We start from the raw sequence: 24,621 nt of genomic DNA, 5'->3' as shown, positions 1-24,621 counted from the left end.
CCACTATCGCCAGATAACGCCAGCCCAGGCGCCGCCACTAACTTCGCGACTTCAGGAGGCCGAGCGTAGGTGTCTGGAGGGCCAGGTGCGCAGCACCCTTCGGCGCAGCCGAAGGCGCGAGATGTAGATTTGCGCAGCAAATCGTAGGCCGCGCGGGCCCGGAAGGCACCGAAGCGAGGGAACCCGGAGCGCAGCGTAGGGCCGGATGGTGGAGCGCAGCCTTTTTTGGTTACTTTTTGGGGCGTTTGCCAAAAAGTGACCCGCCGTAAGGGCGGAAAGGTGACTCAGCGCCACCTTCGCCAATGGATATGCTCAAAACTCTAAAAGCCCAAGCCCAAGCCCAAGCCCAAGCCCAAGCCCAAGCCCAAGCCCAAACCCAAACCCAACCCCAAAAATCAGAACGTGTGCCCCAAATTCAGATACACCGCCTTCTGATGCTCACTATTGGCCCCATAACTCAAATTCAAAGGCCCCAACGGCGTCTCCAGCCCCAGGAAGATACTCGCCGCATTGATATAGCCACTGTCGAATTCGTTATCGTTGTTCCAAGCCCGCCCACGCTCCAACGACCCACCGATGTACAGCGGGAAGTCCAATGGCAAGTACGCCCGCGGCGTCAAGCGCCGGTAATACACCATCCGCATCAGGCTCACGTTCTGCCCCGACACCGAATCCTGGCGGAACCCTGACAACTGCCGCGCCCCACCCAGTACGAAGCTCGACGTCACCACCTCGGTCTCATCCAGGGTGCGCCCGTAACGCCCCCCCAGTACCCAGGTATTCGGCCCGCTGCTGAACGCCTTGTCGACATTCACTTCCCATTGCCGGTAATCGGTGTCGGAGTCCAGCGAAGCGTCGTACTTGCGCAAGGTCAGGCCGATATCCTCACCGCTGTGCGGGAAGTAGACGTTGTCCAAGGTGTCGAACGAGTACTTCAGCTCATAGAAACCCTCGTTGAAACTGACCTTGGGCAGGTCCTGGTCGCCGATGCGTACCTCGGCCTCACCCCAGGCCTTGCCCACCCCCGCGCGTACTTCACCGTAGGTGCCGATCTGGCGACCCAGGTTGAGGCCGAAGCCATAGCGCTCCAGGCGATACTCGGCGATCGGGTCATTGTCCAGGGTGGCTTCGATGTTTTGCGACCCCAGGTCCAGGTAGGGCGCGATGAAGTAGCGCGAGCCGACGTCCAGGGGTTGGTAGAACTCGCTATACAGCTCCTGCTGATCGCCGATCTGGGCACGAGTGAGCCACTCCGCACCCAGGCGGTTGATGCCGTTGACTCGGTAGCTGGCGCCCAGGTTGAAGGCGCTGTCGCCGCGCATGTCGTCCGACAGGTTCAGGCCCAAGCGCAGGTAGTCGGTGCCGCCACGCTTGCCGCGGGCGTTGATTACCAGGGTGTTGTTGTCGCCCTTGTGCACCACGCGGTATTGCACGCCGTCGAAGTAGTCCAGGCCATACAACGTGCCCATGTCGGTTTGCAGGCGCTCCAGCTCCAGCGGCTCGCCGATGGGCTGGCGGATGTAATAGCGGATCACGTCGTCGCTGACCTTGGAGTCGTTCTCGACCTTGATTGCAGTGATAACCGGGGTGCGCTGGCGCGGTGAGCGGGCTACCGCCAGCCCCGCATCACCTTCGCTCTGGCGCAGGACGGCAAGGCGCGCGTCGAGTGCACGGGTAGCGCGGTAGCCGGCTTCGATCATCTCTTTGGTACGGCCAAAATCGGTGACGCCAAAGGCGGCCAACGGCGGTTGGATGAGCACGTCTTCGCTGCGCAGGCTGGCCAGCTGCTCTTCGGAGTTACGCCGGGTCATCAGGGTGATCGACTGGTTGAGCACATCGACCACCGTGTTCAGTTGCTTGCGGTCGCGCAACGGGGTGCCGATATCGACCACGATGGCCAGGTCTACGCCCATTTCGCGGGCGACATCCAGCGGAATGTTGTCGACCATGCCACCGTCCACCAGTAATCGGCCGTCGACTTCGACCGGGGCGAACACCGCCGGGATCGACATACTGGCGCGGATCACCTGGGGCAGGTGGCCGCGGCGGAACACCACTTTTTCACCGCTGGCGATGTCGGTGGCCACGGCGCGGAAGGGGATCGGCAGCTTGTCGAAGTCGCGGGTGTCGGCGGTGTGGGCCAGTTTGCTTTCCAAAAGCAAGGCGAGGTTCTGCCCTTGGATCACACCCAGTGGTAAGCCGAGGCTGCCGTCGTCGCGAAAACTGAGCTTTTGCTTGACCAGGAAATCGCGGTCATCCTGCTTGCGCCGAAACGGCACGTCCTTGCGTGGCGGGGCATCGGACAGCGCCTGCTGCCAGTCGAGGGTGGTGGCGAGCTTTTCCAGCTCTTCGACGCTGTAGCCTGAGGCATACAGGCCGCCGACCACCGCGCCCATACTGGTGCCGGCAATGGCGTCGATGCGCACGCCTTGTTCTTCAAGCGCCTTGAGCACGCCAATGTGCGCCAGGCCCCGGGCAGCACCGCCGGACAATACCAGGCCGACTTTGGGCCGAGCGTGTTCGGTGGCAAGCGCGCCAAAGGTGGTAAGCGTCAGCAACAAGCAGAACAGCAAGCGGCGCATCGTGAGTCTCAAAACCAGGAAGAAAGGTCGCTAGTATAAGCGGCCACCTACCAGGAGTTGCTTGATCATGTCCAACACCAAGCCGGAAATTGTCATCACCTATTGCACGCAATGCCAGTGGCTGCTGCGCGCAGCCTGGCTGGCCCAGGAGCTGCTCAGCACCTTCTCCGACGATCTCGGCCGCGTCGCCCTGGAGCCGGGCACCGGCGGGATCTTTCGCATCACCTGCGATGGCGTGCAGATCTGGGAACGCAAGGCTGATGGTGGCTTCCCCGAGGCCAAGGTGCTCAAGCAGCGCCTGCGCGACCAGATCGACCCGCAGCGCGACCTGGGCCACAACGATCGCTGATCAGGCGCCCTCTGCCACAGGCCGTTGCTTGGCTGGCTGCTCGGCGGCCAAACGGCTGGACAAGACGATGGCAAAGATGATCAGTGCGCCGCCGGCGAGCATGCGCAAGGTGGGCGTTTCGGCGAACACCACCCAGGCCACGGCGATGCCATATACCGGCTCCATGCCGAACACGACCGCAGCCGTGCGCGCCTTGATCACTGCCAGGGCGGCGACGAACAGGCTGTGTGCGATGCCGGTGCAGAAGATGCCGAGCAGGGCAATCCATAGCCAGTCCATCGGCGTCACGCCGCTAAGGCCTGGCGCTGCAAATGGCAACAGGCACAGGCCCACCACCAGGTTCTGCCACAGCGCTGCCTGTACCGCGGGCAGGCGCCCGGAGCCGGCGCGGTTGATCAGCGATAGCAGCGAGAACAGCAGGCCTGAAAGCAGTGCCCAGAGCAGCCCGCTGGTGGCTTCGCTGGCCAGGTCGAATTCGGGGGTGACCAGGATCAGGCCAATGCTGACCAGCACCACCAAGATTGCCTCGTTACGACGGATGCGTTCGCGGAACAACAGGCCTTCGAGGATTACCGTGAACGCTGGGAAACTGGCAAAGCCCAGGGTGGCGATGGCCACGCCACCCACTTTCACTGCGACGAAAAAGCTCACCCAATGCCCGGCCAGCAGCACCCCGCCCAGTAGCAGGCGGCGTAGGTCTGCTGCTTGGAGCGGCTGCCAGGCTTGGCGGGCGAGGCTGGCGAACAAGCCCAGGGCAAGCACGGCGAAGGCAGCGCGGCCGAATACGATGATGGTGGGGCTGGCGCTGGCGGCGAGTTTGCCGAACACGCCGGTCAGGCCGAAGAACAGCGCGCCGATGTGCAGGGCGCCGAGGGCGGTGCGGTGGTTCATGGGTGTCCCTTGATAAATTCTGTTGCCTGCTTTGGGTCCGCTGCGAAGGGCCGCGCAGCGGACCCAAAAGCGCGATACGGCAACTGTACGGCCTAGCGCCGCCGCTGTCTGTCGCCCAACTCGCGTCAGTTGTCGCCAGACTCGCGTCGTAGCGCCATCGGTGAGCGCCCGAAGGCGCGCAGCACCGCCGCCGCAAAGGCGCTCTGCGAACTGTAGCCGACCTGCGTGGCAACCTCGCCAATCGGCAGGCAGGTCTGCTTGAGCAGTTGTCGAGCCTTGAGCAAGCGGCGCTGGCGGATATAGTCCATCGGCGTTACGCCACACTCGTCAGCAAAGCGTGCATGCAGGCGAGCACTGGATAACCCGGCCAGCCGCGCCAGATCGGCCACCTGCAGCGGGTAGGCGGCGTAGCGCTCGATGTGCGCATCGAAGGCCGAATAGGGCAGGCGCCGGTCAGCCTGGTGGGGTCTGGCTTGAGCATTGAGGCTGGCAAGCAACAGGCTCGCGCCCTGGCGGGCAATCAGCGGATCATCCACCGGGCTTGTCGCCAGCCAATCGACCAGTTGCTGCTGGTGACTGTCCAGGCCCACAGCCCCGGGACGATCAAGCAGGCGACGGCTGGCCTCGGCGTGCTCGCCCAGCTGCTCGCGCAGCCAATGTTCGCCGGGGACGTCCAGCACCAGGCAGTGGCTACCGGCTGCGCTGCCACAGGTGTGATGAGTTCCGGCCGGGACCACCATCAGTTGCTGGCGATCGACCCGCGCACCGTGGCCTTGCACTTCAAAATCCAGGCGCCCATGCAGGCCGAACACCAACTGAGGGTGGTCGTGACTGTGGGCGATCAGGTCATCGCGGTAGTGGCGCAGGGAAAGGATGGGGCCGGCGCTCATAGGGGCTTCCTCGCGGGGCAGAGGGGCATTGTACACATCGTTGCTGGCTGCGGTTGTGCGCTCCATCGCCCTGCGATCAGTCGTCACGGCGCTGCCACCAACCTGTCACTTGCAACTGCCAGTCTCCAGCAAACAGCGCCGGAGCCTGCCCATGACCCACGCCGAACTCGCCCGCCCGTCACGCAAGCAGCGCGTGCGCACCCTGTGGATTTCCGACGTGCACCTGGGCACGCGTGATTGCCAGGCTGAGCACTTGTCGCAGTTTCTCAAGGGCTTTCAGGCTGACCGCATCTACCTGGTTGGCGACATCATCGATGGCTGGAAGCTACGCGGTGGCATCTATTGGCCGCAGGCACACACCAACGTCATTCGCCGTCTGCTGACCATGAGCAAGCGCGGCACCGAGGTGATTTATGTCACCGGCAATCACGACGAGTTCCTGCGCCGCTATTCCAAGCTGATCCTGGGCAATATCCAGTTGGTCGACGAGGCCGAGCACCTGACCGCCGATGGTCGGCGCTTGCTGGTGATCCATGGCGACCAGTTCGACGTGATTACCCGCTATCACCGCTGGCTGGCGTTTCTCGGGGACCGCGCCTATGAGTTCACCCTGGTGCTCAATCGCTGGCTCAACCACTGGCGTGCCCGTTATGGGTACGGCTATTGGTCGTTGTCGGCCTATCTCAAGCACAAGGTCAAAGGGGCGGTGAACTTCATCAGCGATTTTGAGGATGCCATCGCCCACGAATGCACCCGGCGCGGGTTTCATGGGGTGGTGTGCGGGCACATCCACCACGCCGAGATTCGTCAGGTGGGCGAGGTTGAGTACCTCAATTGTGGGGATTGGGTGGAATCATGCACCGCGTTGATCGAGCATTGGGATGGCAGCATCGAGTTGTATCGGCTGGCTGAGGCCCAGGCGCGGGAAAGTGAGCGTTTGGCGGCGTTGCACGAGTCCGCCTAGGACGTGGGCTTTTGGGGTCGTACAGCGGCCCCAAAACCGAACAGACGCGGCAAACCCTACAGGCTGACCTTGCCCCGCAAGATATCTCGAAACATCGCAAAATCCCCGATCAGGCTATACCAAGGGTGCTTGAACGTAGCCGGCCGGTTTTTCTCGAAGAAAAAGTGCCCAACCCAGGCAAACCCATAGCCGGCAAACGGCACGACCAATAGCAACAGCCACTTGCCACTGGCAATGGTATAAGCCAACAGGGCAATCACCAGGCTGGTGCCAACGAAATGCAAGCGTCGGCAGGTGGGATTGCTGTGCTCCCCGAGATAGTAGGGATAGAACTCGGCAAAACTACGAAACTGCGCTGTGCGGTTCATGGCTGTGCTCCCGGAGCTGCCTGTCATTTATGAAGGATACACGGCGTGGAGCCTGAATCGAGTCTAGAGTGATTAGCACAGCGGGCCAGTGACAATAAGCGCCATTTGAGTATCCTTGGCATTCACCGCAGGAGCGGTCAGCACAAGAAGCCTGTCATGAGCGAAAGAACCACGTCAGCGAGCTGGGCATCAGGGATCGTCAAGGCACTCGAGCTGGAAGGGCTCGATTGCCGTGCCATGTTCAAACAGCTAGGGCTGGACTTCGCGGCCCTCGATGACCCCGATGCGCGCTTCCCGCAGGATTCGATGACCCGGCTGTGGCAGCTGGCAGTAGAGCTGTCGGGCAACGAGGCGATCGGCCTGAACATGGCCAGGGTGGTGCGCCCGGCGTCGTTTCATGTCGTGGGCTATGCGCTGATGTCCAGCCGCACCTTGGCCGAGGGCTTCGAGCGCCTGGTGCGTTATCAACGGATCATTGCCGAGAGCTCCGACCTGAGTTTTCGTCTCGGGCCTGAAGGCTACGCGCTGGTGCTGACCGTGCATGGCGACCATTTGCCGCCGACCCGGCATAGCGCCGAGGCGTCGCTGGCATGCGCGTTGTCGTTGTGTACCTGGCTCAGCGGGCGGCCGATCCAGCCGCGCCGGGTGCTGATCCAGGGGCCGCAGCCGAAAAACGTCGAACCTTACAAAGTGGCTTTCCATTCGCCCCTGGTGTTTGACGCACCGCATGATGCGCTGGTGTTCGAACGCGCCGACATGGAGGCGCCGCTACCCACCGCCAACGAGGCGATGGCGATTCTGCATGACCGATTTGCCGGTGAATACCTGGCGCGTTTCTCCGAAAGCCGGGTAACCCATCGGGTGCGCCAGGTGTTGTGCCGCATCCTGCCGCAGGGCGAGCCCAAGCGGGAAACCGTGGCCCAGGCCCTGCACCTGTCGCAGCGTACCTTGCAGCGCCGGTTGCAGGTGGAGGGGACCAGCTTCCAGACCCTGCTCGACGATACCCGTCGGGAGCTGGCCGAGCAGTACTTGGCCCAGCCGGGCATGACCTTGCTGGAAACCGCCTACCTGCTGGGCTTCGCCGACCCCAGCAACTTCTACCGGGCGTTTCGCCGCTGGTTCGATGCCACGCCCAGCGAATATCGCTCGCGGCTGGGTGGCGAGCCGCTCAGTGACGCCAGAACGCCGGCATACACAGCACCAGCACCGTAATGATCTCCAGCCGGCCGAGCAGCATGCCGCCGGCCAGGATCCACTTGGCAGCATCCGGCAGGGTCGCGTAGTTACCCGCCGGGCCGATCACCTCGCCAAGGCCTGGGCCGACCCCCGAGACAGTACCGGCGGCGCCGGTCAGCGCGGTCATCCAGTCCACGCCGAGCAGCGACAGCAGCAGGGCGATGACGCAGATGGTGATGGCGAAGAAGAACGAGAAAGTCAGAATCGAGCGCACGATCTCTTCGTCGAGCCGGTGGCCGTTGTACTTCTGCTTGATCACCGCGCGTGGGTGGATCAATTGGTTAAGGCTGGCCTTGAGCAGGATGTAGGCGACCTGGAAGCGGAAGATCTTGATCCCGCCTGCGGTGGAGCCCGAGCAGCCCCCAATGAACCCGAGGTAGAAGAACAGCATCAGCGAGAAGTTGCCCCACAGGCTGTAGTCACCCAGGGCGAAGCCGGTAGTGGTGACCACCGAGGTGACGTTCAGTGCGACGTGGCGCAAGGCATCCAACCAGTGCAGATCGGTGGTGGCCCAATACCAGGTGCCCAGCACCAGCCAGGTGGCCACCAACAGGCCGAGCAGGCCTTGCACCTGTTGATCCCTGATCAGCGCACGGCGGTTGCCGCGCAGGGTGGCCACGTACAGGGTGAACGGCACGCTGCCGAGGATCATCACCACCACCGCGACCCAGTGCACGGCGGGGATGTCCCACTTGGCCAGCGATTGGTCGGAGGTGGAGAAGCCGCCGGTGGAAATCGCCGACATGGCATGGTTGACCGCATCGAACGGCTTCATTCCCGCCCACCAGAAGGCCAGGCTGCCGATGAAAGTAATGCCGATGTACACCAGCACGATCGACTTGGCGACCATGTGCGAGCGCGGCATGACTTTCTCGGAGCGGTCCGAGGATTCGGTCTGGAACAGGCGCATGCCACCGATGCGCAGCAGCGGCAGGATCGCCACCGCCATGGCGATGAAGCCGATGCCGCCGAGCCAGTGCAGCATCGAGCGCCACATCAGGATCCCCGGAGACATGTTATCCAGCCCGCTGAGCACCGTGGCGCCGGTGGCGGTGATGCCCGACATGCTTTCGAAGAAGGCGTCGGTGTAGCTGATGTGCTGGGTCAGCAGGAACGGCAGGGCGGCGAACACGCACACTACCAGCCAGCTGCTGACCGTCAGCAGGTACATGTCGCGCGGGCGTAGGTGCACGTGTTCGGGGCGGCCGGGAACGACCAAAGCCAGGCCCGCGATAAAGGTGATCAGGCTCGACCAGAGGAACGACGGCATGTCGCCGGTGCGTTCGAAGATCACCAGGGTGGTCATGGGAACGACCATGCTGACCGCCAGGGTGATCAGGAAGATGCCGATGATGAAACCAATGATCCTTAAGGTCGGCAACGCCATGTGATCTGCTCTGACTCGCAACGGAAAGGGCGCCATTCTACCTGTGGGTCGGCGAGCTGCAAGCTTCTAGCGCCTAGCTGCAAGAAACAGGGGCTCGGCATGCGTCCGAGATTGCTTGGCGCTTGCAGCTTGCGGCCGGCAACTTGAGAATGGGCACACATTTTATCTGCCAGGAGGGTAGCCGATGGAGGCTCTCGACGCATTGCTCAACCGTGTATCCGTACCTCGCCTGACTGACCCTGCACCCAATGCGGCTCAACGCGAGGCGCTGTTCCAGGCAGCGTTGCGCGCCCCGGATCACGGTCAGCTGCGCCCCTGGCGCTTCCTGACCATAGAGGGTCAGGCGCGGGAAAAGCTCGGTGAGCTGTTTGCAGGCGCTGTAGCGAAAAAAGGCGACGCAAGCCAGGCTGCACTGGACAAAGCCCGCGCCATGCCGCTGCGTGCGCCGCTGCTGATCGTGGTGATTGCCCGGTTGCAGGATCACTTCAAGGTGCCCAAGTCCGAGCAGCGGCTGGCGGCGGGGTGCGCCGCGCACGGGATTTTAATCGCTGCCCATGCCCAGGGCATTGGCGCGGTGTGGAGGACCGGGGACATGGCGTTCGATGCCCATGTGCATCAGGGGTTGGGGTTGCAGGCCAATGAGGAATTGATTGGTTATCTGTATGTGGGGACTCCGGTTAATGAGCCGCGTACGGCGCCGATTTTGGCCACTGCCGAGTTCGTTAGCGCCTGGGAATAAGTGCTTTGGGGCCGCAGCGCGGCCCCTAAGCTCAACTGCCCACCACCGCCGTCACCGGAAACTCCAAGCGCGCAACAAATCCCCCCTGCGGATGATTGCCCAGGCTCAAACTGCCGCCATGGCGCTCCGCCGCCCGCCGGGCGATCGCCAGGCCCAGGCCATGCCCCGCCGCTTCCTGCCCCGGTGCGCGGAAGAACGGCTCGCCCAGCTGGCCGAGGTACTCCGGCGCCACGCCCTTGCCATGATCGCGCACAGTCACCAGTACTCGGTCCTGATCAACGCCGGCACTGATCTCGATAGGTTGCCCTGCCGGATTGAAGCGCAGTGCATTGCGCACCAGATTGTCGACGGCACGCTCGACCAGCGTCGGCCAGCCTTGCAAGGTCAGCCCTGGCGCCGCCTCCAGGCGAATCTCCTGATCCGGGGCGCTGAGCTGGGCATCCTTGCGCACACTGCCTAGCAGCGCATTGAGGTCGACTGGCTCGGCCAGCGCCTGCTCGGCGTCGACGCGCGCCAGGGCGAGGATTTCACTGATCAAGTCTTCCAGCCGATCGCACTCACGGGTCAAGCGCGGCCACAGCGCCTGGCGCTGCTCGGGCTCGGCACGTTCGGCCAGGGCCAGGGCGATACGCAGGCGCGCCAGCGGCGAGCGCAGTTCGTGGGAGACATCGCGCAACAGCTGGCGCTGACTGCCGATCAGGCTTTGCAAGCGCGCCCCCATCTTGTTGAAGTCGTTGGCCAGCACGCCAAATTCGTCACGCCGCGCCGCCAGGCGGGCCAGGCTGTTCTGCTGGTAGCTGGTCTGGCCGAGGTCGTGCACCGCGCCGCGCAAACGGCTGAGCGGGCGAGTGATCGACAGCGTTACCAACAGGCTGAACAGGGTCAGCACGACCAGGGCAATCCCCAGCGCACTGAGCGGCCACAGCAGGCTCTCGCGGTGCCAGGCGTCGAGCTCGGGATGGGGAATGCGATAGATCAGCAAGTAAGTCTCGCCAGTGGTCGGGCTGGTGTATTCCTCGGTCAGCCGGCGCCATGGCAGGCGGCGTTGGTCATTGTGCTGGCGGGCCTCGAAGTCGGCCGCGCGACGCGGGAAGGTGCCGGGCACCACGGCATCGCCGGCATCGTTGAGCACCTGCACATCGACCTTGAAGCGTTGCTTGCGTCGTTCCAGGAAGCGCTGGGCCGAGCCGATGCCCTCTTGCTCGTAATGCTGGGCCCAGCGGCTGGCCAGGGTGTTCAGGCCCGGGTGGCGGCTGAGTATCCAGTTGTCCTGGTTGAGCATATGGCCGAGCAGGATCGACAGGCCGGCGACCAGGGTGATGGCGAGCCAGAAACTGGCCAGGATGCGCCAGAACAGTGAACGCAAGACACGCACCTCCTACAAGCGGGAAAAGCCCGGCCCGCTCAAGAGCGGGCCGGGCATGGGGCGGTCAGCTTACTGGGCCTTGCCGGCTTTTTCAGCTTTCCAGGCTTGGAACTCCTTCCATTCAGCCTTGCGCGCTTCGCGCTCCTTCTTCAGTTCGTCGAACTTCTTCTGCTGCTCAGGCTTGAGCAGGGCACGCACTTGGCCATCGGCCTTGTCACGGCTGGCCTTGATCTCGTCCTTCATGGCCTTTTGCTCGGCGGCCGGCAGCTTGGCGATGTAGCGCTCGGTGATATCGCGGCGTTGTTTCATCTGCTCGCCCATCAGCTTGCCGATCTGCTGGCGCTGGTCGCGGGACAAATCCAGTTGGGCGAAAGGCGCGTCACCGCGATGATGCGGGCCGTCGTGGCGCGGGCCGCCTTCAGGCATGGCCATGGCAACGGTCGGCAGGGCGGCAGCGAACATCAGGGCGATAAGGGTCTTGCGCATGGTGTCTCTCCTTTCATGGGCCGGTGTTTACCGGATGAGCCCAGTTTAGGGAGATCAAGGTCAAGAGCGGTCAGGTGAGGGTAAAGGCTGGGTAAAGACCTTGGCTGCAAGTTGTAAGCTTCAAGCGTCAAGAACACACCGATTGCATGCTCTTGTCGCTTGCGGCTGGTCGCTGCTCAGAGGCTGTAGTAGTAGCCGCGGCTGCGCAGGGCGACGATGCGCGGGCGGCCATCGGGGTGTGGCCCAACCTTCTTGCGCAGGTTGCTGACATGCATGTCCAGGCTGCGGTCGTATAGGGTCAGCTTGCGGCCCAGGGCGATCTGCGCCAGTTCCTGTTTATCCAGCGGCTCGCCAGGTTGGCGCAGCAGGGCTTCAAGGATGCGGCTTTCCGAAAGGGTCAGGGTCATCTCGCGGCCCTCGATGCTGACCACGCCGCGGGCCGGGCTGAACGCCAGGTCGCCAATTTCGACTTGGGTGGTGGTCGCGGCGGGGTGGCTGCGGCGCAGCACCGCGCGCAGGCGGGCGGTAAGCTCACGCGGGTCGCACGGTTTGGCCAGGTAATCGTCGGCGCCCAGTTCAAGGCCAAGAATCCGGTCCAGCGGCTCGCCGCGCGCGGAGAGCATCAGCACCGGCAGTTCAGCATGCTCGCTGCGCAACTGCTTGAGCAGCTCCAGACCACTGCCGTCGGGCAGCATTACATCCAGCACCACGGCTGCCGGGGCGTGGGCAGCCAGGGCTTGGCGCGCGCTCATGCCATCGTGGCAGGCACGCACTTCAAAACCTTCCTGGGTCAGCCAGCTGCCGAGCAGCTCGCAGAGTTCCTGGTCATCATCAATCAGTAACAGCTCGCTCATGACTCACTCAATTCAACCATTGACGGCGTCTTCTGTGTCCGCCGCTGGCAAAGATACCGCAGAGTACCGAGAACAGTGCAACGCCTGAGCCAATCAGGAACCATAATTGTTGATCGCTCAGTGGCGATTGCGTGGTATCGGCCTGCATTTGCTTGATCGACAGCTTCAGGCGCTGGTTGTCCTGGCGCAGGCGTGTGAGCTGGGCGCTTTCTCGCTCACTGTCGGCGTTGTGCAATTGCTCGGTGAGGGCTGCACGCTGCTTTTCACTCTCTTCAAGGCGCTGTTGCAGCTCGGTGATCCGGGCACCGGCTTCCAGCGACAGGGTTTGTTCGGCACTGGCCAATGGGCTCAGCAACAGCAAGCAAAGCAGCAGGAACAACGGACCTTGGCGCATTGGAACTCCTGATTGATATCGATTCAGGAGGTTGTCGGCCGCTGGTCGGAATTAATGAGGGTGGGGGCCAACGCCAGTCAGTAAGACCCAGGGCCGGTAATTGGGGCTGCTTAGCAGCCCAATCGCAGGCTCTCACAAAGCGCTGGGTCAAGCCCATGAACGAGGTATGCACAAACCCTGTGGGAGCGGGCTTGCCCGCGAAACGTGCAACGCGGTGTCAGATCAAGGCAGGACTTGCTTGAACGGCTTCACAACCACTTTGTCGTACACACCTGCGGCAATGTACGGGTCAGTATCGGCCCAGGCTTGCGCGGCGCTTAGCGAGTCGAACTCGGCAACGATCAGGCTGCCGCTGAAACCTGCTTCGCCCGGGTCGTTGCTGTCGATGGCCGGGTGCGGGCCGGCCAGCACCACGCGGCCTTCGGCCTTGAGTTGCTGCAGGCGCTCGATGTGCGCAGGACGGGCGGCCAGGCGTTTTTCCAGGGAGTTGGCGACGTCGCTGGCGATGATGGCGTAGAGCATGTCAATCCTCGGTCTTGGGGGTGGTAGGGTCGCTGTCGTGCAGGTGGCGCGACAGGTAAACACCTTGGGCGACCAGGAACAACACCGTCATGCCCAGGCTGCCGAACACTTTGAAGTCGACCCAGAAGTCCTGGAAGGTGAAGGCGACGAACAGGTTGGCCGCGCCGCAGATCAGGAAGAAGCCGATCCAGGCCAGGTTCAACCGCGTCCAGATGGCATCGGGCAAGCTCAGCGCGTGGCCCATGATGCGCTTGATCAACACCCGGTCGCCGATGATGTGGCTACCGGCGAAGGCCAGGGCGAACAGCCAGTTGACCACCGGTGCCTTCCATTTGAGGAAGGTCTCGCTGTGAAACGCCAGGGTCAGGCCGCCGAACACCAGGCAGGCGACCAAAGTCAGCCACTGGCCTTTTTCCAGCTTGCGTTGACGGATGAACAGGGCGCCGTAGACCACCAGCGAGCTTGCGATCAATACCGCCGTGGCACTGTAGATACCGCCCAGTTCGAAGCTGTGGCCAGCGAATTCCAGTGGGCGCGGGTCGAGCTTGTAGACGATGAAGAACAGCAGCAGCGGGATGAAATCGATGAATTGTTTCACAATGGCAGCCAGAAGCGGGATGTGACGGCATAATATCAAACATCGATTCCAGCGGTAGCGCTCCTCCATGAATGTTGATCTGCACTGTCACAGCACCGCCTCCGATGGCGCCCTGGCGCCCTCGGTATTGGTCGCCCGCGCGCACGAGCACGGTGTGCAGACATTGGCCCTGACCGACCACGACACCCTTGAAGGGCTGGCCGAAGCCCGCCAGGCCTGCCTTGCCAAGGGTATGCATTGGGTCAGCGGGGTGGAGCTTTCGTGCACCTGGGGCGGCGCGACCATTCACATATTGGGTTACGATTTCCCCCTCGATGCACCGCCGCTACTGGAGGCTATCGAGGCCCTGCATCGGGGGCGTTGGCTGCGCGCCGAGGAAATCGACCGCCGTCTGGCGGCCAAGGGCATGCCGGGCACGCTTGAAGGCGCACGTGCGGTGCAGCAAGCGCTGGGCGATAGCGGCAACGCCCCGGCGCGGCCGCACTTTGCCGACTACCTGGTGCGCGCCGGGCACGTCAAGGACCGTGGCGAAGCCTTTCGCAAGTGGCTGGGGGCGGGCAAGCTGGGCGACGTCAAGCTGCATTGGCCAACCCTTGAGGAAACTGTCGCGACCCTGCGCCAGTCGAATGCCTGGGTGAGCCTGGCCCATCCCATGCACTACGAACTGACCCGCAGCAAGCGCAGACGGCTGATTGCCGACTATATTCAGGCAGGCGGGCAGGCACTTGAAGTGGTCAATGGGATGATGCCGGCCGAGCAGGTGGGCACTATGTCCATCCTCACCCGTGAGTTCGGCCTGCTGGCAAGCGTTGGCAGTGATTTCCACGGCCCTGGCACCTGGGGCGAAATCGGTGCTTACCGGCCATTGCCCGAGGACCTGCCACCTCTGTGGCGCCGATTCAAGCATGAACAGCCTATGGCGATATGAACAGGACGACTTCGTGAGCCAATTTTTCCAGATTCATGCGGAAAACCCGCAGGCGCGCCTGATAAAACAGGCCGTTGAAATCATTCGCAAGGGCGGGGTGGTGGTGTACCCGACCGATTCGGCCTACGCGATGGGCTGTCAGATCGGCGACAAGAACGCAGTCGAGCAAGTGCGCCGGCTGCGCCAACTGGACAAGCATCACAACTTCACCCTGCTGTGCTGCGACCTGTCGCAGATGGGGCTGTTCGCCAAGATCGACACCGCCACCTTCCGCTTGCTCAAGGCGCATATCCCAGGGCCGTATACCTTTATCCTCAACGCCACCCGCGAAGTGCCGCGCCTGCTGCTGCATGAAAAACGCCGCACCATCGGCCTGCGCGTGCCTTCCAACCCCATCGTGCTGGCCTTGCTTGAAGAGCTGGGCGAGCCGCTGATGAGCGTCAGCCTGATCATGCCGGGCGAGGAAGAACCGATGACCGACCCCTACGAGATCCGCCAGGCGTTGGAGCACCACGTCGACCTGATCATCGATGGCGGTTTCGGCGACCTCAAGGCTTCCACAGTGATCAACCTGGCCGGCGACGAGCCGGAAGTGATCCGCGTCGGTTGTGGTGATCCCACGCCATTCCTGGCTCCTGCGTGAATCAGGTGATCGAAGTAGCAGCGCCGCCGAGCGACAGCGACGCCCCCCTGCAGTTGCAACTGGCGCTGGTGTATGGCGAGGCCGTTACCGAGCTGCCGCTTGACTTGTACATCCCCCCAGACGCTTTGGAAGTGATCCTCGAAGCCTTCGAGGGGCCGCTCGACCTGCTGCTGTACCTGATCCGCAAACAGAACATCGACATTCTCGATATCCCGGTGGCGGAGATCACTCGCCAGTACATGTCCTACGTCGAGTTGATGAAGTCGGTGCGCCTGGAGCTGGCGGCGGAATACCTGGTGATGGCCGCGATGCTTGCCGAGATCAAGTCGCGCATGCTGCTGCCGCGCTCCACCGAGGTCGAGGAAGAAGAGGGCGACCCGCGTGCCGAGTTGATCCGCCGCTTGCAGGAGTACGAGCGCTTCAAGGCGGCCGCCGAGGGCATTGACGAACTGCCGCGGGTTGGCCGCGATGTGCTGATCCCACGCCTGGAGGCCCCGCAGGCCAAGGTGCGCAAGCTGTTGCCGCAGGTCAGCCTGGAGGAGATCCTGCTGTCGATGGCCGAAGTCATGCGCCGCAATGACTTGTTCGAAAGCCACCAGATCACCCGCGAGACCCTGTCGACCCGCGAGCGCATGAGCGAAGTGCTCGAACGCCTCAAGGGTGGCGCCTTTGTGCCCTTCGTCGAGCTGTTCAGCGCCGAGGAAGGCAAACTGGGTGTGGTGGTCACCTTCATGGCGATTCTCGAACTGGTGAAGGAATCGCTCATCGAACTGGTGCAGAATGAGCCGTTCGCCCCGATCCATGTCCGTGCCCGGACCGAGTGAAACAAGCAGACCTGAAGACCCATGAACCTGAATGAACCGCGCGACCTGGCGTCGCTGATCGAGGCATTTCTGCTGGCCTCGGGCAAACCGCAATCGCTTGAACGCCTGTATGAGCTGCTCGAAGAAGCCGAGCGGCCGGCGCCTGCCGTGTTCAAGAAAGCCCTCGAGGTGCTGGCCAAGTCGTGTAATGGCCGGGCTTTCGAACTCAAGGAAGTGGCCAGCGGCTACCGCCTGCAAATCCGCGAAAACTTCGCGCCCTGGGTCGGGCGGCTGTGGGAGGAGCGGCCACAGCGCTACTCGCGGGCACTGCTCGAGACCATGGCATTGATCGCCTATCGCCAACCGATCACTCGCGGCGAGATCGAAGATGTGCGTGGCGTGGCGGTCAACACCAATATCATCAAGACCTTGATGGAACGCGAGTGGATTCGCATCGTTGGCTACCGCGAAGTACCCGGGCGGCCGGCGATGTTTGCCACCACCAAGGCGTTTCTCGATCACTTCAACTTGCACAGTCTCGATCAATTGCCGGCGTTGGCCGAGCTGCGCCAGATGGAGCCGGAGCCGCTGGTTGACCCGGATGACGCCCCAGTGCCGGCGCATTTGCAGGCGCTGGCCGATGCCAGTCTTGGCGATGAAGAGCTGGGCGAAGGGGGTGAGCCGCGGGAAGAGACCAGCTTCCGGACCTTGCTGGTGGAGCTGGATGCCATGGAAGAGGGGTTGAAGACTGATTTCGATGATCTGCGCGATGAGTCGCCGGACGATCAAGCAGAATCCTCGGTTGAAGATGAGCCTGGGGTGAAGTCCTGATTTAGCAGTGTCAGTGCTGGCCTCATCGCGGGGCAAGCCCGCTCCCACGCAGCCCGAGCCACGCAGCCACACCAGCCGCATCAGCGTGGGAGCGGGCTTGCCCCGCGATGAGGCCGAAATTGACACACCACAGGTCGACCGTTCAGCGCAAACCCCAGCCCCCTGCACAAAACCCGCTACTCTGCAGTGCGTTCGCCCTGCGAACCGCGTATGATGCGCGCCCCTTTGGCGCATTCGTCGCCAATAGCCAATTTCATTCCTACACCGGGAGGTGCCCAGATGAGTGAGCAAGACCTGCAAGAAACCCAAGCCATCCCCCCATCCGGCGAGAAACTGCAAAAAGTTCTCGCGCGTATTGGCGTGGGCTCGCGGCGTGACGTCGAGGCCTGGATCAGCCAAGGCCGGATCAAGGTCAACGGCGTCGCCGCCACCCTCGGCCAGCGCGTCGACCTGCACGATGCGATTGCCGTCGATGGCAAGCTGATCAAGCGCGTGGAGGCTGCCGAGGCCACCCGCCGGGTGATCATGTACAACAAGCCTGATGGCGAGATCTGCACCCGTGACGACCCAGAAGGGCGCCCGACGGTGTTCGACCGCCTGCCGCGTCCGAAAGAAGGCCGCTGGATCAACATCGGCCGTCTGGACATCAACACCACGGGCCTGCTGCTGTTCACCACTGATGGTGAACTGGCCAATCGCCTGATGCACCCGTCCTACGAGATGGACCGCGAGTACGCCGTGCGTGTGCGTGGCGAAGTCGACGACGAGATGGTCGACCGGCTCAAGGCTGGCGTGGTCCTCGAAGATGGCCCGGCGAAGTTCACCGACATCCAGAAAGCGCCTGGTGGCGAAGGCTTCAACCATTGGTACCACTGCGTGGTGATGGAAGGGCGTAACCGTGAGGTTCGTCGTCTGTGGGAATCCCAGGGCGTGATCGTCAGCCGTCTGAAGCGTGTGCGTTTCGGCCCGGTGTTCCTCAACTCCGACCTGCCGATGGGCCGCTGGCGCGAAATGAGCCAGGGCGAGATCGACATCCTTGCCGCTGAAGTGGGCCTGCAGCCGGTAGCGCTGCCGACCATGAACCTCAAGGCCAAGGACAAGATGGAGCGTATGCAGCGCAAATCGACCCGTCCACTGGGTCGTGGCGAGCGCGTGCGTACTTTGCGTCCGGCGCAGGAAGGTCAAGCTGAGCGCCCGGCGCGGGCGGCCCGTGAAGACGGTGCTGCGCGCAAGGGTGGCCGTAGCAGCAGTACCGTTGCCGAGCGTCCGAGCGATATGCGCAAGCGCACCAGCAAGCCAGAAGGCGGTAAGCCTGCGGGTGGCAAGCCTGCTGGCACCGGTCGCGGTAAGCCTCGCGGCTGATCAAGCCGCCAGCCGTAGCTCAGAAAGCTAGCCGGAAGGCTTAATGCTGTTCACTTAAGGCCCTTGTCGCCTGCTTTGGGGCGCAAAGCGGCCCCAAAATCTCAAGTGAACATTAAGCCCGAAGGCTGGCTTTTTTGTGTCCGTTAGACAGAGGCTGGGTTAGCCCCCTCAAACGATGTGTGCGTTCCAACGTGCTGATTCATCAGAGTTTTTCACCAAATGGCAATATTTTGAACCGCTTCGTAAAGAAAGGTTTACGACATTACCCGTTTCAACTGCCCTTTCTCTTCGTCGTAAATAAAACTTGCCAAGTCCTACGCGCTTGAGCCTGCCCCTCAGCCCCACCCCCTCTTGCCCAACCCCCCGCAGCACGCTGATATAGCGCCATGCCGTGTGCACAGCCTGGCCGGAGCGCCGGGCATCAAAACAACAAATGGAGGCGCCATGTACGCCGATCACTGCGCCTTTTCAGACCTTCGCCCCAGGACCGCTGCGTTTTTTCATCAGGAAATGACGCAACGCGTTGACGCCTGCGCGTTTGCAGGGGTATACAATGCGCCGCGTTTTACCTGTGACCCCTTTGCGTACCGCGCACTCTTGCTGACTCCCGGTTGACCGTCCTGGCCCAGTGCCTGTCGTGTCGCCCGAGTCCAAGAAAAATCCAAGGTAATCACCTTGCCCATTCCGCTGCGCCACGAGCGCGGTGGGTCCGATTCCGTCACAGATAAAAACAAGCAGGTGACTTCGTTCATGAGTGGACAAAACATGCAGTCAGGCGAGCTCAAGCGGGGCCTGAAAAACCGCCATATCCAGCTGATCGCCCTGGGTGGCGCGATCGGTACCGGATTGTTCCTGGGCTCGGCCGGTGTGATGAAGTCTGCCGGTCCGTCGATGATCCTTGGCTATGCCATCTGCGGCTTCATCGCTTTCATGATCATGCGCCAACTCGGCGAGATGATCGTCGAAGAGCCGGTTGCCGGCTCCTTCAGCCATTTCGCGCACAAATATTGGGGCGGTTTCGCCGGCTTCCTGTCGGGCTGGAACTGCTGGGTGCTGTATATCCTGGTCGGCATGTCGGAGCTTTCGGCAGTCGGCAAGTACGTCCATTACTGGTGGCCGGAGATCCCCACCTGGGTCACCGCCGCGGCGTTCTTCCTGTTGATCAACGCCATCAACCTGATGAACGTGAAAGTCTTCGGCGAGGCCGAATTCTGGTTCGCGATCATCAAGGTCGCGGCGATCGTCGGCATGATCGGCCTGGGCGCCTACCTGCTGACCAGCGGTAGCGGCGGCCCTGAAGCCTCGGTGACCAACCTGTGGGCGCATGGCGGCTTCTTCCCCAATGGTGTCAGCGGCCTGGTCATGGCACTGGCGATCATCATGTTCTCCTTCGGCGGCCTGGAAATGCTCGGTTTCACCGCAGCCGAGGCCGACAAGCCGAAGACCGTGATTCCCAAGGCGATCAACCAGGTCATCTACCGCATCCTGATCTTCTACATCGGCGCCCTGGTGATTCTGCTGTCGTTGACCCCATGGGACAGCCTGGTCGCCAGCATCGATGCCTCCGGTGGCAGCTATGGCAGCAGCCCGTTCGTGCAGGTGTTCTCGCTACTCGGTAGCGATGTGGCTGCGCACTTGCTGAACTTCGTGGTGTTGACTGCGGCGCTGTCGGTGTACAACAGCGGCACCTACTGCAATGCGCGGATGCTCTATGGCATGGCCGAGCAGGGCGATGCCCCTGCTGCGCTGGCCAAGATCGACAAGCGCGGCGTGCCGGTGCGCTCGATTCTGGCTTCGGCAGTGGTCACCCTGATTGCCGTGCTGCTCAACTACTTCATGCCGCAGCATGCCCTGGAGCTGCTGATGTCGCTGGTGGTAGCGGCGCTGGTGATCAACTGGGCGATGATCAGCTACTCGCACCTGAAATTCCGTCAGCACCTTGACCGTACCGGGCAAAAGCCATTGTTCAAGGCGCTGTGGTACCCCTATGGCAACTATGTGGTACTGGCCTTCGTGGTGCTGATCCTGGGCATCATGCTGATGATCCCGGGGATCCAGGTATCGGTATATGCGATCCCGGTATGGTTGTTCGCGATGTTCGTGGCCTACATGCTCAAGGGCAGACGTGGGACGCAGGCTAACCGGGCGGCAAGCTCTGTAGCCAAGTAAGCGCTGAGCGTGTTACTTGAAACCCGATGACAGGTGACTGGCATCGGGTTTTTTGTTGTCTGTCCGGGTGCTATCGCGGGGCAAGCCCGCTCCCACGCAGGCCGCCAAGCATGCGTGCCAGGCATGACGGCCAGGCATGACGGCAGGCATGTCTGAGTGGGAGCGGGCTTGCCCCGCGATAGCGCCCGCTGGGCTTTAAATCTGCTCCAGCAGCCAGCCACGAAATGCCCGCAACGACGGCAATGCCTCATTACGCGGCGGATATATCAGGTAGTAACTGCGCTGGCTGGCAAACGCGACGCCCGGGCTGAACAGCTCGCCCTTGGCCAGTTCTTCCTCGACCAGAACCCGCGGCACCAGACCGATGCCGATCCCCGCTCGCACTGCCTGGATCAGGTGCGAGGTCAGCTCGAAGCTTGGCCCCAGGCGCATCGCTCGGTGTGGCAGGTCATGGTGGGAGAACCACTCGCCCCAGGCGTGCGGGTTGTTGGCCACATTCAGCAGTACCTGTTCGCTGATGCGCGCCGGGCTCCAACCCTGCGCCTCACTGGCAGCCTCCTGCGGCAGGATCACCACCAGCTCTTCGGCATGCAGGCGATGGCAGATCAGCCCTGGCAGGTCATGGCTGGCCACGCCGATGGCGGCGTCGATCTCACTGGTGTCGAAGTTGATCGCTTCAATGCGTGAATGAATATGTACCAGCATCCCCGGATGGGCCGCGTAGAAAGCATGCAGACGCGGCAGCAGCCATTTCGAGCCGAACGTCGGCAGGGTGGCCAGGCGCAAGGTGCCGACGCCTGTCTGGTAGGCCAGTGCCTGCAAGGTGGCGCTGCGGATCCGCCCGAGCGCTTCGCTGAGCTCGCGCTGGTACAGGCGCCCGACGTCGGTCAACTGCACCTGGCGCCCTTCGCGGCGGAACAAGGTCAGGCCTAACTGCTGCTCCAGTGCCTGCACCTGGCGGCTGACCGCGCTCTGGGTCAGCGACAGTTCGGCGGCGGCGCGGGTATAGCTTTCATGTCGAGCGGCGGCTTCGAACGCCAGCAGCAGCGACATCGACGGGGTCAGATGGCGGTAATTCATTCATAAAGCTCATCAATAGCGGCAGGAATATCCGTTTGCCCCTGGCTGGAAAGTACAGGAACATTGGCATATTCGTCATCCCTGGCTGTGTAACCTATGCCGGGAAGACAGGTTTACCGTGAATCAGCCCATATCAAGAGGCCATCCAACGATGATCGCCCAGCTGTCGACCAGCGCCCCTGCCGTCAACTACCCGGAATTTCTCGAGGCCCTGCGTAGCAGCGGTTTCCGCGGCCAGATCAGTGCCGACTACGCCACCCGTACGGTGCTTGCCACCGATAACTCGATCTATCAGCGCCTGCCGCAGGCGGCAGTGTTCCCGCTCGATGCCGACGATGTGGCCAAGGTGGCCGCACTGATGGGCGAGCCGCGTTTCCAGCAGATCAAGCTGACCCCGCGTGGCGGTGGTACCGGCACCAACGGCCAGTCGCTGACTGACGGCATCGTCGTCGACCTGTCGCGGCATATGAACCAGATCCTGGAGATCAACGTCGAGCAGCGCTGGGTGCGCGTCCAGGCCGGGGTGGTCAAGGATCAGCTCAATGCGGCGCTCAAGCCACACGGCTTGTTCTTTGCCCCGGAGCTGTCCACCTCCAACCGCGCTACCGTGGGCGGCATGATCAATACCGACGCCAGCGGCCAGGGCAGTTGCACCTACGGCAAGACCCGCGACCACGTGCTTGAACTGCACAGCGTGTTGCTCGGTGGCGAGCGCCTGCATAGCCTGCCGATCGACGATGCGGCGCTGGAGCAGGCTTGCGCCGCGCCGGGCCGTGCTGGCGAGGTCTATCGGGTTGCCCGCGACATCCAGCAGAACCAGGCCGAGCTGATCGAAAGCACCTTCCCCAAGCTCAATCGCTGCCTGACCGGCTACGACCTGGCGCACCTGCGCGACGAGCAGGGCCGCTTCAACCTCAATAGCGTACTGTGCGGCGCCGAGGGCTCGCTGGGCTACGTGGTCGAGGCCAAGCTCAATGTGCTGCCGATCCCCAAGTACGCAGTGCTGGTCAATGTGCGCTACACCAGCTTCATGGATGCCCTGCGAGACGCCAATGCGCTGATGGCGCACAAGCCACTGTCGATCGAAACTGTCGACTCCAAGGTGCTCATGCTGGCGATGAAAGACATCGTCTGGCACAGCGTTGCCGAGTACTTCCCGGCTGACCCTGAGCAGCCGACCCTGGGTATCAACCTGATCGAGTTCTGCGGTGACGAGCCGGGCGAGGTCAACACGCGGGTGCAGGCGTTCATCGCGCATCTGCAGAGTGACAAGGGGGTCGAGCGCTTGGGCCATACCCTGGCCGAGGGGGCCGAGGCCGTGACGCGGGTCTACACCATGCGCAAACGCTCGGTGGGCCTGCTGGGCAACGTCGAGGGCGAGGTGCGGCCGCAGCCGTTTGTCGAAGACACCGCAGTGCCGCCTGAGCAGCTGGCTGACTATATCGCTGACTTCCGTGCGCTGCTCGACAGCTATGGTCTGGCCTATGGCATGTTTGGCCACGTCGATGCCGGGGTGTTGCACGTGCGTCCGGCCCTGGACATGAAAGACCCAGCCCAGGCGGCGTTGGTCAAGCCAATCTCGGATGCGGTGGCGGCGCTGACCCAGCGTTACGGCGGTCTGCTGTGGGGCGAGCATGGCAAGGGCCTGCGTTCGGAATACGTGCCGGATTACTTCGGCGAGTTGTACCCGTCGCTGCAACGCCTGAAGGGTGCGTTCGACCCGTATAACCAGCTCAACCCAGGCAAGATCTGCACGCCACCGGACAGCGCCGAAGGCCTGACCAAGGTCGATGGCGTGACCCTGCGCGGTGATCTTGATCGAACCATCGATGAGCGCGTCTGGCAGAGTTTTGGCAGTGCTGTGCACTGCAACGGTAATGGCGCCTGCTACAACTATGACCCCAACGACGCCATGTGCCCGTCGTGGAAGGCCACCCGTGAACGGCAACATTCGCCTAAAGGTCGCGCTTCGCTGATCCGGGAGTGGCTGCGTCTGCAAGGTGCGGCGGATATCGATGTGCTGGCGGCGGCGCGCAGCAAAGTGTCCTGGCTCAAAGGGCTGCCGACCCGCCTGCGCAATAACCGTGCGCAGCAGCAGGGCCAAGCGGACTTTTCCCACGAGGTGTACGAGGCCATGGCCGGTTGCTTGGCCTGTAAGTCGTGCGCAGGGCAATGCCCGATCAAGGTCAATGTCCCGGACTTCCGTTCGCGCTTCCTTGAGCTGTACCACGGCCGCTACCAGCGCCCGCTGCGCGATTACCTGATCGGCTCGCTGGAGTTCAGCATTCCCTATCTTGCCCATGCGCCGGGCCTGTACAACGCGGTGATGGGCTCGACGTGGGTGAGCAAACTGCTGGCGGACAAGATCGGCATGGTCGACAGCCCACTGATCAGCCGTTTCAACTTCCAGGCCACCCTGAGCCGTTGCCGGGTCGGTGTTGCCAGCGTGCCAGCGCTGCGCGAGCTGACCCCGGCCCAGCGTGAGCGCAGCATCGTGCTGGTCCAGGATGCCTTTACCCGTTACTTCGAGACGCCGCTGCTGGCCGCGTTTATCGAGCTTGCCCATCGTCTGGGGCATCGTGTGTTCATGGCGCCCTACAGCGCCAACGGCAAGCCGCTGCACGTGCAGGGCTTTCTCGGTGCGTTCGCCAAGGCGGCGATCCGCAATGGTAGCCAGTTGAAGGCGCTGGCCGACTGCGGCGTGCCTTTGGTTGGCCTGGATCCGGCGATGACGCTGGTCTATCGCCAGGAGTATCAGAAGGTGCCTGGCCTGGAAGATTGCCCGAAGGTGCTGCTGCCGCAGGAGTGGTTGATCGATGTGCTGCCTGAACAGGCGGTGGCGGATGCCGGTCACTTCCGGTTAATGGCCCATTGCACCGAGAAGACCAACGTGCCGGCCAGTACCAAGCAGTGGGAGCAGGTGTTTGCCCGCATGGGGCTGAAGCTGGTGACCGAGGCGACCGGCTGCTGCGGGATGTCCGGCACTTATGGGCATGAGGCGCGCAATCAGCAGACGTCGCGGACCATCTTCGAGCAGTCGTGGGCGACCAAGCTGGATAAACAAGGGGAGCCGTTGGCGACTGGCTATTCGTGCCGTAGCCAGGTCAAGCGCATGGCCGACAAGCAGATGCGCCATCCGCTGGAGGTGGTGTTGCAGTACGCCCTGCGCTGACCCTCAA

At 62.8% G+C, this 24,621-nt stretch carries 23 protein-coding genes; 11 read left to right on the top strand and 12 right to left on the bottom strand.

Annotated elements, in window-relative coordinates; all coding sequences use genetic code 11:
- Window positions 1-395: 395 nt before the first annotated feature.
- The gene (locus ACF8K2_RS26555; protein WP_186557391.1) at window positions 396-2,582 is read right to left on the bottom strand and encodes a patatin-like phospholipase family protein; all 2,187 of its coding nucleotides are present in this window, start codon (window positions 2,580-2,582) and stop codon (window positions 396-398) included.
- Between the two features lie 67 nt (window positions 2,583-2,649).
- On the opposite strand from ACF8K2_RS26555, the gene ACF8K2_RS26550 reads away from it, so the two are divergent.
- Window positions 2,650-2,931 carry a SelT/SelW/SelH family protein gene (locus tag ACF8K2_RS26550; protein ID WP_186557392.1) on the top strand — a complete coding sequence of 94 codons (282 nt, stop codon included), beginning with the start codon at window positions 2,650-2,652 and terminating at the stop codon, window positions 2,929-2,931.
- Here ACF8K2_RS26550 and ACF8K2_RS26545 read toward each other — a convergent pair whose 3' ends face one another.
- Both ACF8K2_RS26545 and ACF8K2_RS26540 read right to left on the bottom strand, forming a co-directional pair.
- Window positions 2,932-3,822, bottom strand: coding sequence for a DMT family transporter (locus ACF8K2_RS26545; RefSeq protein WP_312153201.1), 891 nt, complete (start codon window positions 3,820-3,822; stop codon window positions 2,932-2,934).
- A gap of 125 nt (window positions 3,823-3,947) precedes the next feature.
- Complete coding sequence (locus ACF8K2_RS26540; protein ID WP_392469042.1) at window positions 3,948-4,712, bottom strand: AraC family transcriptional regulator; 765 nt, start codon at window positions 4,710-4,712, stop codon at window positions 3,948-3,950.
- A gap of 151 nt (window positions 4,713-4,863) precedes the next feature.
- On the opposite strand from ACF8K2_RS26540, the gene ACF8K2_RS26535 reads away from it, so the two are divergent.
- Window positions 4,864-5,676 carry a UDP-2,3-diacylglucosamine diphosphatase gene (locus tag ACF8K2_RS26535; protein ID WP_186557395.1) on the top strand — a complete coding sequence of 271 codons (813 nt, stop codon included), beginning with the start codon at window positions 4,864-4,866 and terminating at the stop codon, window positions 5,674-5,676.
- Window positions 5,677-5,732: 56 nt separating this feature from the next.
- Here the strand turns inward: ACF8K2_RS26535 and ACF8K2_RS26530 are convergent, their stop codons facing one another.
- Entirely contained in the window at window positions 5,733-6,044 is a 312-nt protein-coding gene (locus ACF8K2_RS26530) for a DUF962 domain-containing protein (protein ID WP_186557396.1), read from the bottom strand.
- A 156-nt stretch (window positions 6,045-6,200) separates the two neighbouring features.
- Here ACF8K2_RS26530 and ACF8K2_RS26525 point away from each other — a divergent pair, with 156 nt between their 5' ends.
- The gene (locus ACF8K2_RS26525) at window positions 6,201-7,256 is read left to right on the top strand and encodes an AraC family transcriptional regulator (RefSeq protein ID WP_392469038.1); all 1,056 of its coding nucleotides are present in this window, start codon (window positions 6,201-6,203) and stop codon (window positions 7,254-7,256) included.
- On the opposite strand, the gene ACF8K2_RS26520 is transcribed toward ACF8K2_RS26525, so the two are convergent.
- A complete protein-coding gene (locus tag ACF8K2_RS26520) occupies window positions 7,213-8,667 on the bottom strand; it encodes a TrkH family potassium uptake protein (RefSeq protein ID WP_392469036.1) in 1,455 nt (484 codons plus the stop codon). The genes ACF8K2_RS26525 and ACF8K2_RS26520 overlap by 44 nt on opposite strands.
- A 184-nt stretch (window positions 8,668-8,851) precedes the next feature.
- Here ACF8K2_RS26520 and ACF8K2_RS26515 point away from each other — a divergent pair, with 184 nt between their 5' ends.
- Complete coding sequence (locus tag ACF8K2_RS26515; protein ID WP_312153210.1) at window positions 8,852-9,406, top strand: nitroreductase family protein; 555 nt, start codon at window positions 8,852-8,854, stop codon at window positions 9,404-9,406.
- Between the two features lie 31 nt (window positions 9,407-9,437).
- Here ACF8K2_RS26515 and ACF8K2_RS26510 read toward each other — a convergent pair whose 3' ends face one another.
- The 6 genes from ACF8K2_RS26510 to ACF8K2_RS26485 form a co-directional block, all read right to left on the bottom strand.
- A complete protein-coding gene (locus ACF8K2_RS26510; protein ID WP_392469033.1) occupies window positions 9,438-10,772 on the bottom strand; it encodes a sensor histidine kinase in 1,335 nt (444 codons plus the stop codon).
- A 69-nt stretch (window positions 10,773-10,841) separates the two neighbouring features.
- Window positions 10,842-11,258 (bottom strand): Spy/CpxP family protein refolding chaperone, encoded by a 417-nt coding sequence (locus ACF8K2_RS26505; RefSeq protein WP_312155649.1) that lies wholly within the window; start codon window positions 11,256-11,258, stop codon window positions 10,842-10,844.
- A 176-nt stretch (window positions 11,259-11,434) separates the two neighbouring features.
- Window positions 11,435-12,112 (bottom strand): response regulator transcription factor, encoded by a 678-nt coding sequence (locus tag ACF8K2_RS26500; RefSeq protein WP_186557402.1) that lies wholly within the window; start codon window positions 12,110-12,112, stop codon window positions 11,435-11,437.
- 7 nt (window positions 12,113-12,119) lie between these two features.
- Window positions 12,120-12,506 carry a translation initiation factor 2 gene (locus tag ACF8K2_RS26495; RefSeq protein WP_392469030.1) on the bottom strand — a complete coding sequence of 129 codons (387 nt, stop codon included), beginning with the start codon at window positions 12,504-12,506 and terminating at the stop codon, window positions 12,120-12,122.
- A 222-nt stretch (window positions 12,507-12,728) separates the two neighbouring features.
- Entirely contained in the window at window positions 12,729-13,028 is a 300-nt protein-coding gene (locus ACF8K2_RS26490) for a YciI family protein (protein WP_392469027.1), read from the bottom strand.
- 1 nt (window position 13,029) lies between these two features.
- Window positions 13,030-13,626, bottom strand: a complete 597-nt coding sequence (locus tag ACF8K2_RS26485; protein ID WP_186557404.1) for a septation protein A — start codon at window positions 13,624-13,626, stop codon at window positions 13,030-13,032.
- Window positions 13,627-13,693: 67 nt separating this feature from the next.
- On the opposite strand from ACF8K2_RS26485, the gene ACF8K2_RS26480 reads away from it, so the two are divergent.
- The 6 genes from ACF8K2_RS26480 (at window position 13,694) to ACF8K2_RS26455 (ending at window position 20,362) form a co-directional block, all read left to right on the top strand.
- Window positions 13,694-14,554: a PHP domain-containing protein gene (locus ACF8K2_RS26480; protein WP_392469022.1), complete on the top strand. Its 861-nt coding sequence runs from the start codon at window positions 13,694-13,696 to the stop codon at window positions 14,552-14,554.
- A gap of 13 nt (window positions 14,555-14,567) precedes the next feature.
- The gene (locus tag ACF8K2_RS26475; RefSeq protein WP_392469019.1) at window positions 14,568-15,197 is read left to right on the top strand and encodes an L-threonylcarbamoyladenylate synthase; all 630 of its coding nucleotides are present in this window, start codon (window positions 14,568-14,570) and stop codon (window positions 15,195-15,197) included.
- Window positions 15,198-15,322: 125 nt separating this feature from the next.
- On the top strand, window positions 15,323-16,021 hold the full coding sequence (locus ACF8K2_RS26470; RefSeq protein WP_186557432.1) for a ScpA family protein: 699 nt from the start codon (window positions 15,323-15,325) through the stop codon (window positions 16,019-16,021).
- 21 nt (window positions 16,022-16,042) lie between these two features.
- Complete coding sequence (scpB, locus tag ACF8K2_RS26465; RefSeq protein ID WP_392469015.1) at window positions 16,043-16,831, top strand: SMC-Scp complex subunit ScpB; 789 nt, start codon at window positions 16,043-16,045, stop codon at window positions 16,829-16,831.
- 279 nt (window positions 16,832-17,110) lie between these two features.
- Window positions 17,111-18,193: a 23S rRNA pseudouridine(2605) synthase RluB gene (gene rluB, locus ACF8K2_RS26460; RefSeq protein ID WP_264235112.1), complete on the top strand. Its 1,083-nt coding sequence runs from the start codon at window positions 17,111-17,113 to the stop codon at window positions 18,191-18,193.
- Between the two features lie 750 nt (window positions 18,194-18,943).
- On the top strand, window positions 18,944-20,362 hold the full coding sequence (locus ACF8K2_RS26455) for an amino acid permease (RefSeq protein ID WP_392469013.1): 1,419 nt from the start codon (window positions 18,944-18,946) through the stop codon (window positions 20,360-20,362).
- A gap of 195 nt (window positions 20,363-20,557) precedes the next feature.
- Here the strand turns inward: ACF8K2_RS26455 and ACF8K2_RS26450 are convergent, their stop codons facing one another.
- Window positions 20,558-21,442, bottom strand: coding sequence for a LysR substrate-binding domain-containing protein (locus ACF8K2_RS26450; protein WP_186557410.1), 885 nt, complete (start codon window positions 21,440-21,442; stop codon window positions 20,558-20,560).
- Between the two features lie 151 nt (window positions 21,443-21,593).
- On the opposite strand from ACF8K2_RS26450, the gene ACF8K2_RS26445 reads away from it, so the two are divergent.
- Window positions 21,594-24,614: an FAD-binding and (Fe-S)-binding domain-containing protein gene (locus tag ACF8K2_RS26445; protein WP_392469009.1), complete on the top strand. Its 3,021-nt coding sequence runs from the start codon at window positions 21,594-21,596 to the stop codon at window positions 24,612-24,614.
- The last annotated feature ends 7 nt before the right edge of the window (window positions 24,615-24,621 follow it).

It is taken from the genome of Pseudomonas sp. xss_2, assembly GCF_043104195.1.
GTDB classification, from domain to species: Bacteria; Pseudomonadota; Gammaproteobacteria; order Pseudomonadales; family Pseudomonadaceae; genus Aquipseudomonas; species Aquipseudomonas urmiensis.
The sequence above is the reverse complement of the archived record's forward strand: the minus strand, read 5'-3'. Positions and strand labels throughout refer to the sequence as shown.

Excerpts from the sequence above, each read along its gene's own strand:
- scpB (WP_392469015.1), top strand. The coding sequence starts at position 16,043 with ATGAACCTGAATGAACCGCGCGACCTGGCGTCGCTGATCGAGGCATTT.
- ACF8K2_RS26455 (WP_392469013.1), top strand. The coding sequence starts at position 18,944 with ATGAGTGGACAAAACATGCAGTCAGGCGAGCTCAAGCGGGGCCTGAAA.
- ACF8K2_RS26480 (WP_392469022.1), top strand. The coding sequence starts at position 13,694 with ATGAATGTTGATCTGCACTGTCACAGCACCGCCTCCGATGGCGCCCTG.
- ACF8K2_RS26505 (WP_312155649.1), bottom strand. The coding sequence starts at position 11,258 with ATGCGCAAGACCCTTATCGCCCTGATGTTCGCTGCCGCCCTGCCGACC.
- ACF8K2_RS26545 (WP_312153201.1), bottom strand. The coding sequence starts at position 3,822 with ATGAACCACCGCACCGCCCTCGGCGCCCTGCACATCGGCGCGCTGTTC.
- ACF8K2_RS26500 (WP_186557402.1), bottom strand. The coding sequence starts at position 12,112 with ATGAGCGAGCTGTTACTGATTGATGATGACCAGGAACTCTGCGAGCTG.
- ACF8K2_RS26450 (WP_186557410.1), bottom strand. The coding sequence starts at position 21,442 with ATGAATTACCGCCATCTGACCCCGTCGATGTCGCTGCTGCTGGCGTTC.
- ACF8K2_RS26530 (WP_186557396.1), bottom strand. The coding sequence starts at position 6,044 with ATGAACCGCACAGCGCAGTTTCGTAGTTTTGCCGAGTTCTATCCCTAC.
- ACF8K2_RS26535 (WP_186557395.1), top strand. The coding sequence starts at position 4,864 with ATGACCCACGCCGAACTCGCCCGCCCGTCACGCAAGCAGCGCGTGCGC.
- ACF8K2_RS26515 (WP_312153210.1), top strand. The coding sequence starts at position 8,852 with ATGGAGGCTCTCGACGCATTGCTCAACCGTGTATCCGTACCTCGCCTG.
- ACF8K2_RS26540 (WP_392469042.1), bottom strand. The coding sequence starts at position 4,712 with ATGAGCGCCGGCCCCATCCTTTCCCTGCGCCACTACCGCGATGACCTG.
- ACF8K2_RS26490 (WP_392469027.1), bottom strand. The coding sequence starts at position 13,028 with ATGCTCTACGCCATCATCGCCAGCGACGTCGCCAACTCCCTGGAAAAA.
- ACF8K2_RS26550 (WP_186557392.1), top strand. The coding sequence starts at position 2,650 with ATGTCCAACACCAAGCCGGAAATTGTCATCACCTATTGCACGCAATGC.
- ACF8K2_RS26520 (WP_392469036.1), bottom strand. The coding sequence starts at position 8,667 with ATGGCGTTGCCGACCTTAAGGATCATTGGTTTCATCATCGGCATCTTC.
- ACF8K2_RS26555 (WP_186557391.1), bottom strand. The coding sequence starts at position 2,582 with ATGCGCCGCTTGCTGTTCTGCTTGTTGCTGACGCTTACCACCTTTGGC.
- ACF8K2_RS26525 (WP_392469038.1), top strand. The coding sequence starts at position 6,201 with ATGAGCGAAAGAACCACGTCAGCGAGCTGGGCATCAGGGATCGTCAAG.
- rluB (WP_264235112.1), top strand. The coding sequence starts at position 17,111 with ATGAGTGAGCAAGACCTGCAAGAAACCCAAGCCATCCCCCCATCCGGC.
- ACF8K2_RS26495 (WP_392469030.1), bottom strand. The coding sequence starts at position 12,506 with ATGCGCCAAGGTCCGTTGTTCCTGCTGCTTTGCTTGCTGTTGCTGAGC.
- ACF8K2_RS26445 (WP_392469009.1), top strand. The coding sequence starts at position 21,594 with ATGATCGCCCAGCTGTCGACCAGCGCCCCTGCCGTCAACTACCCGGAA.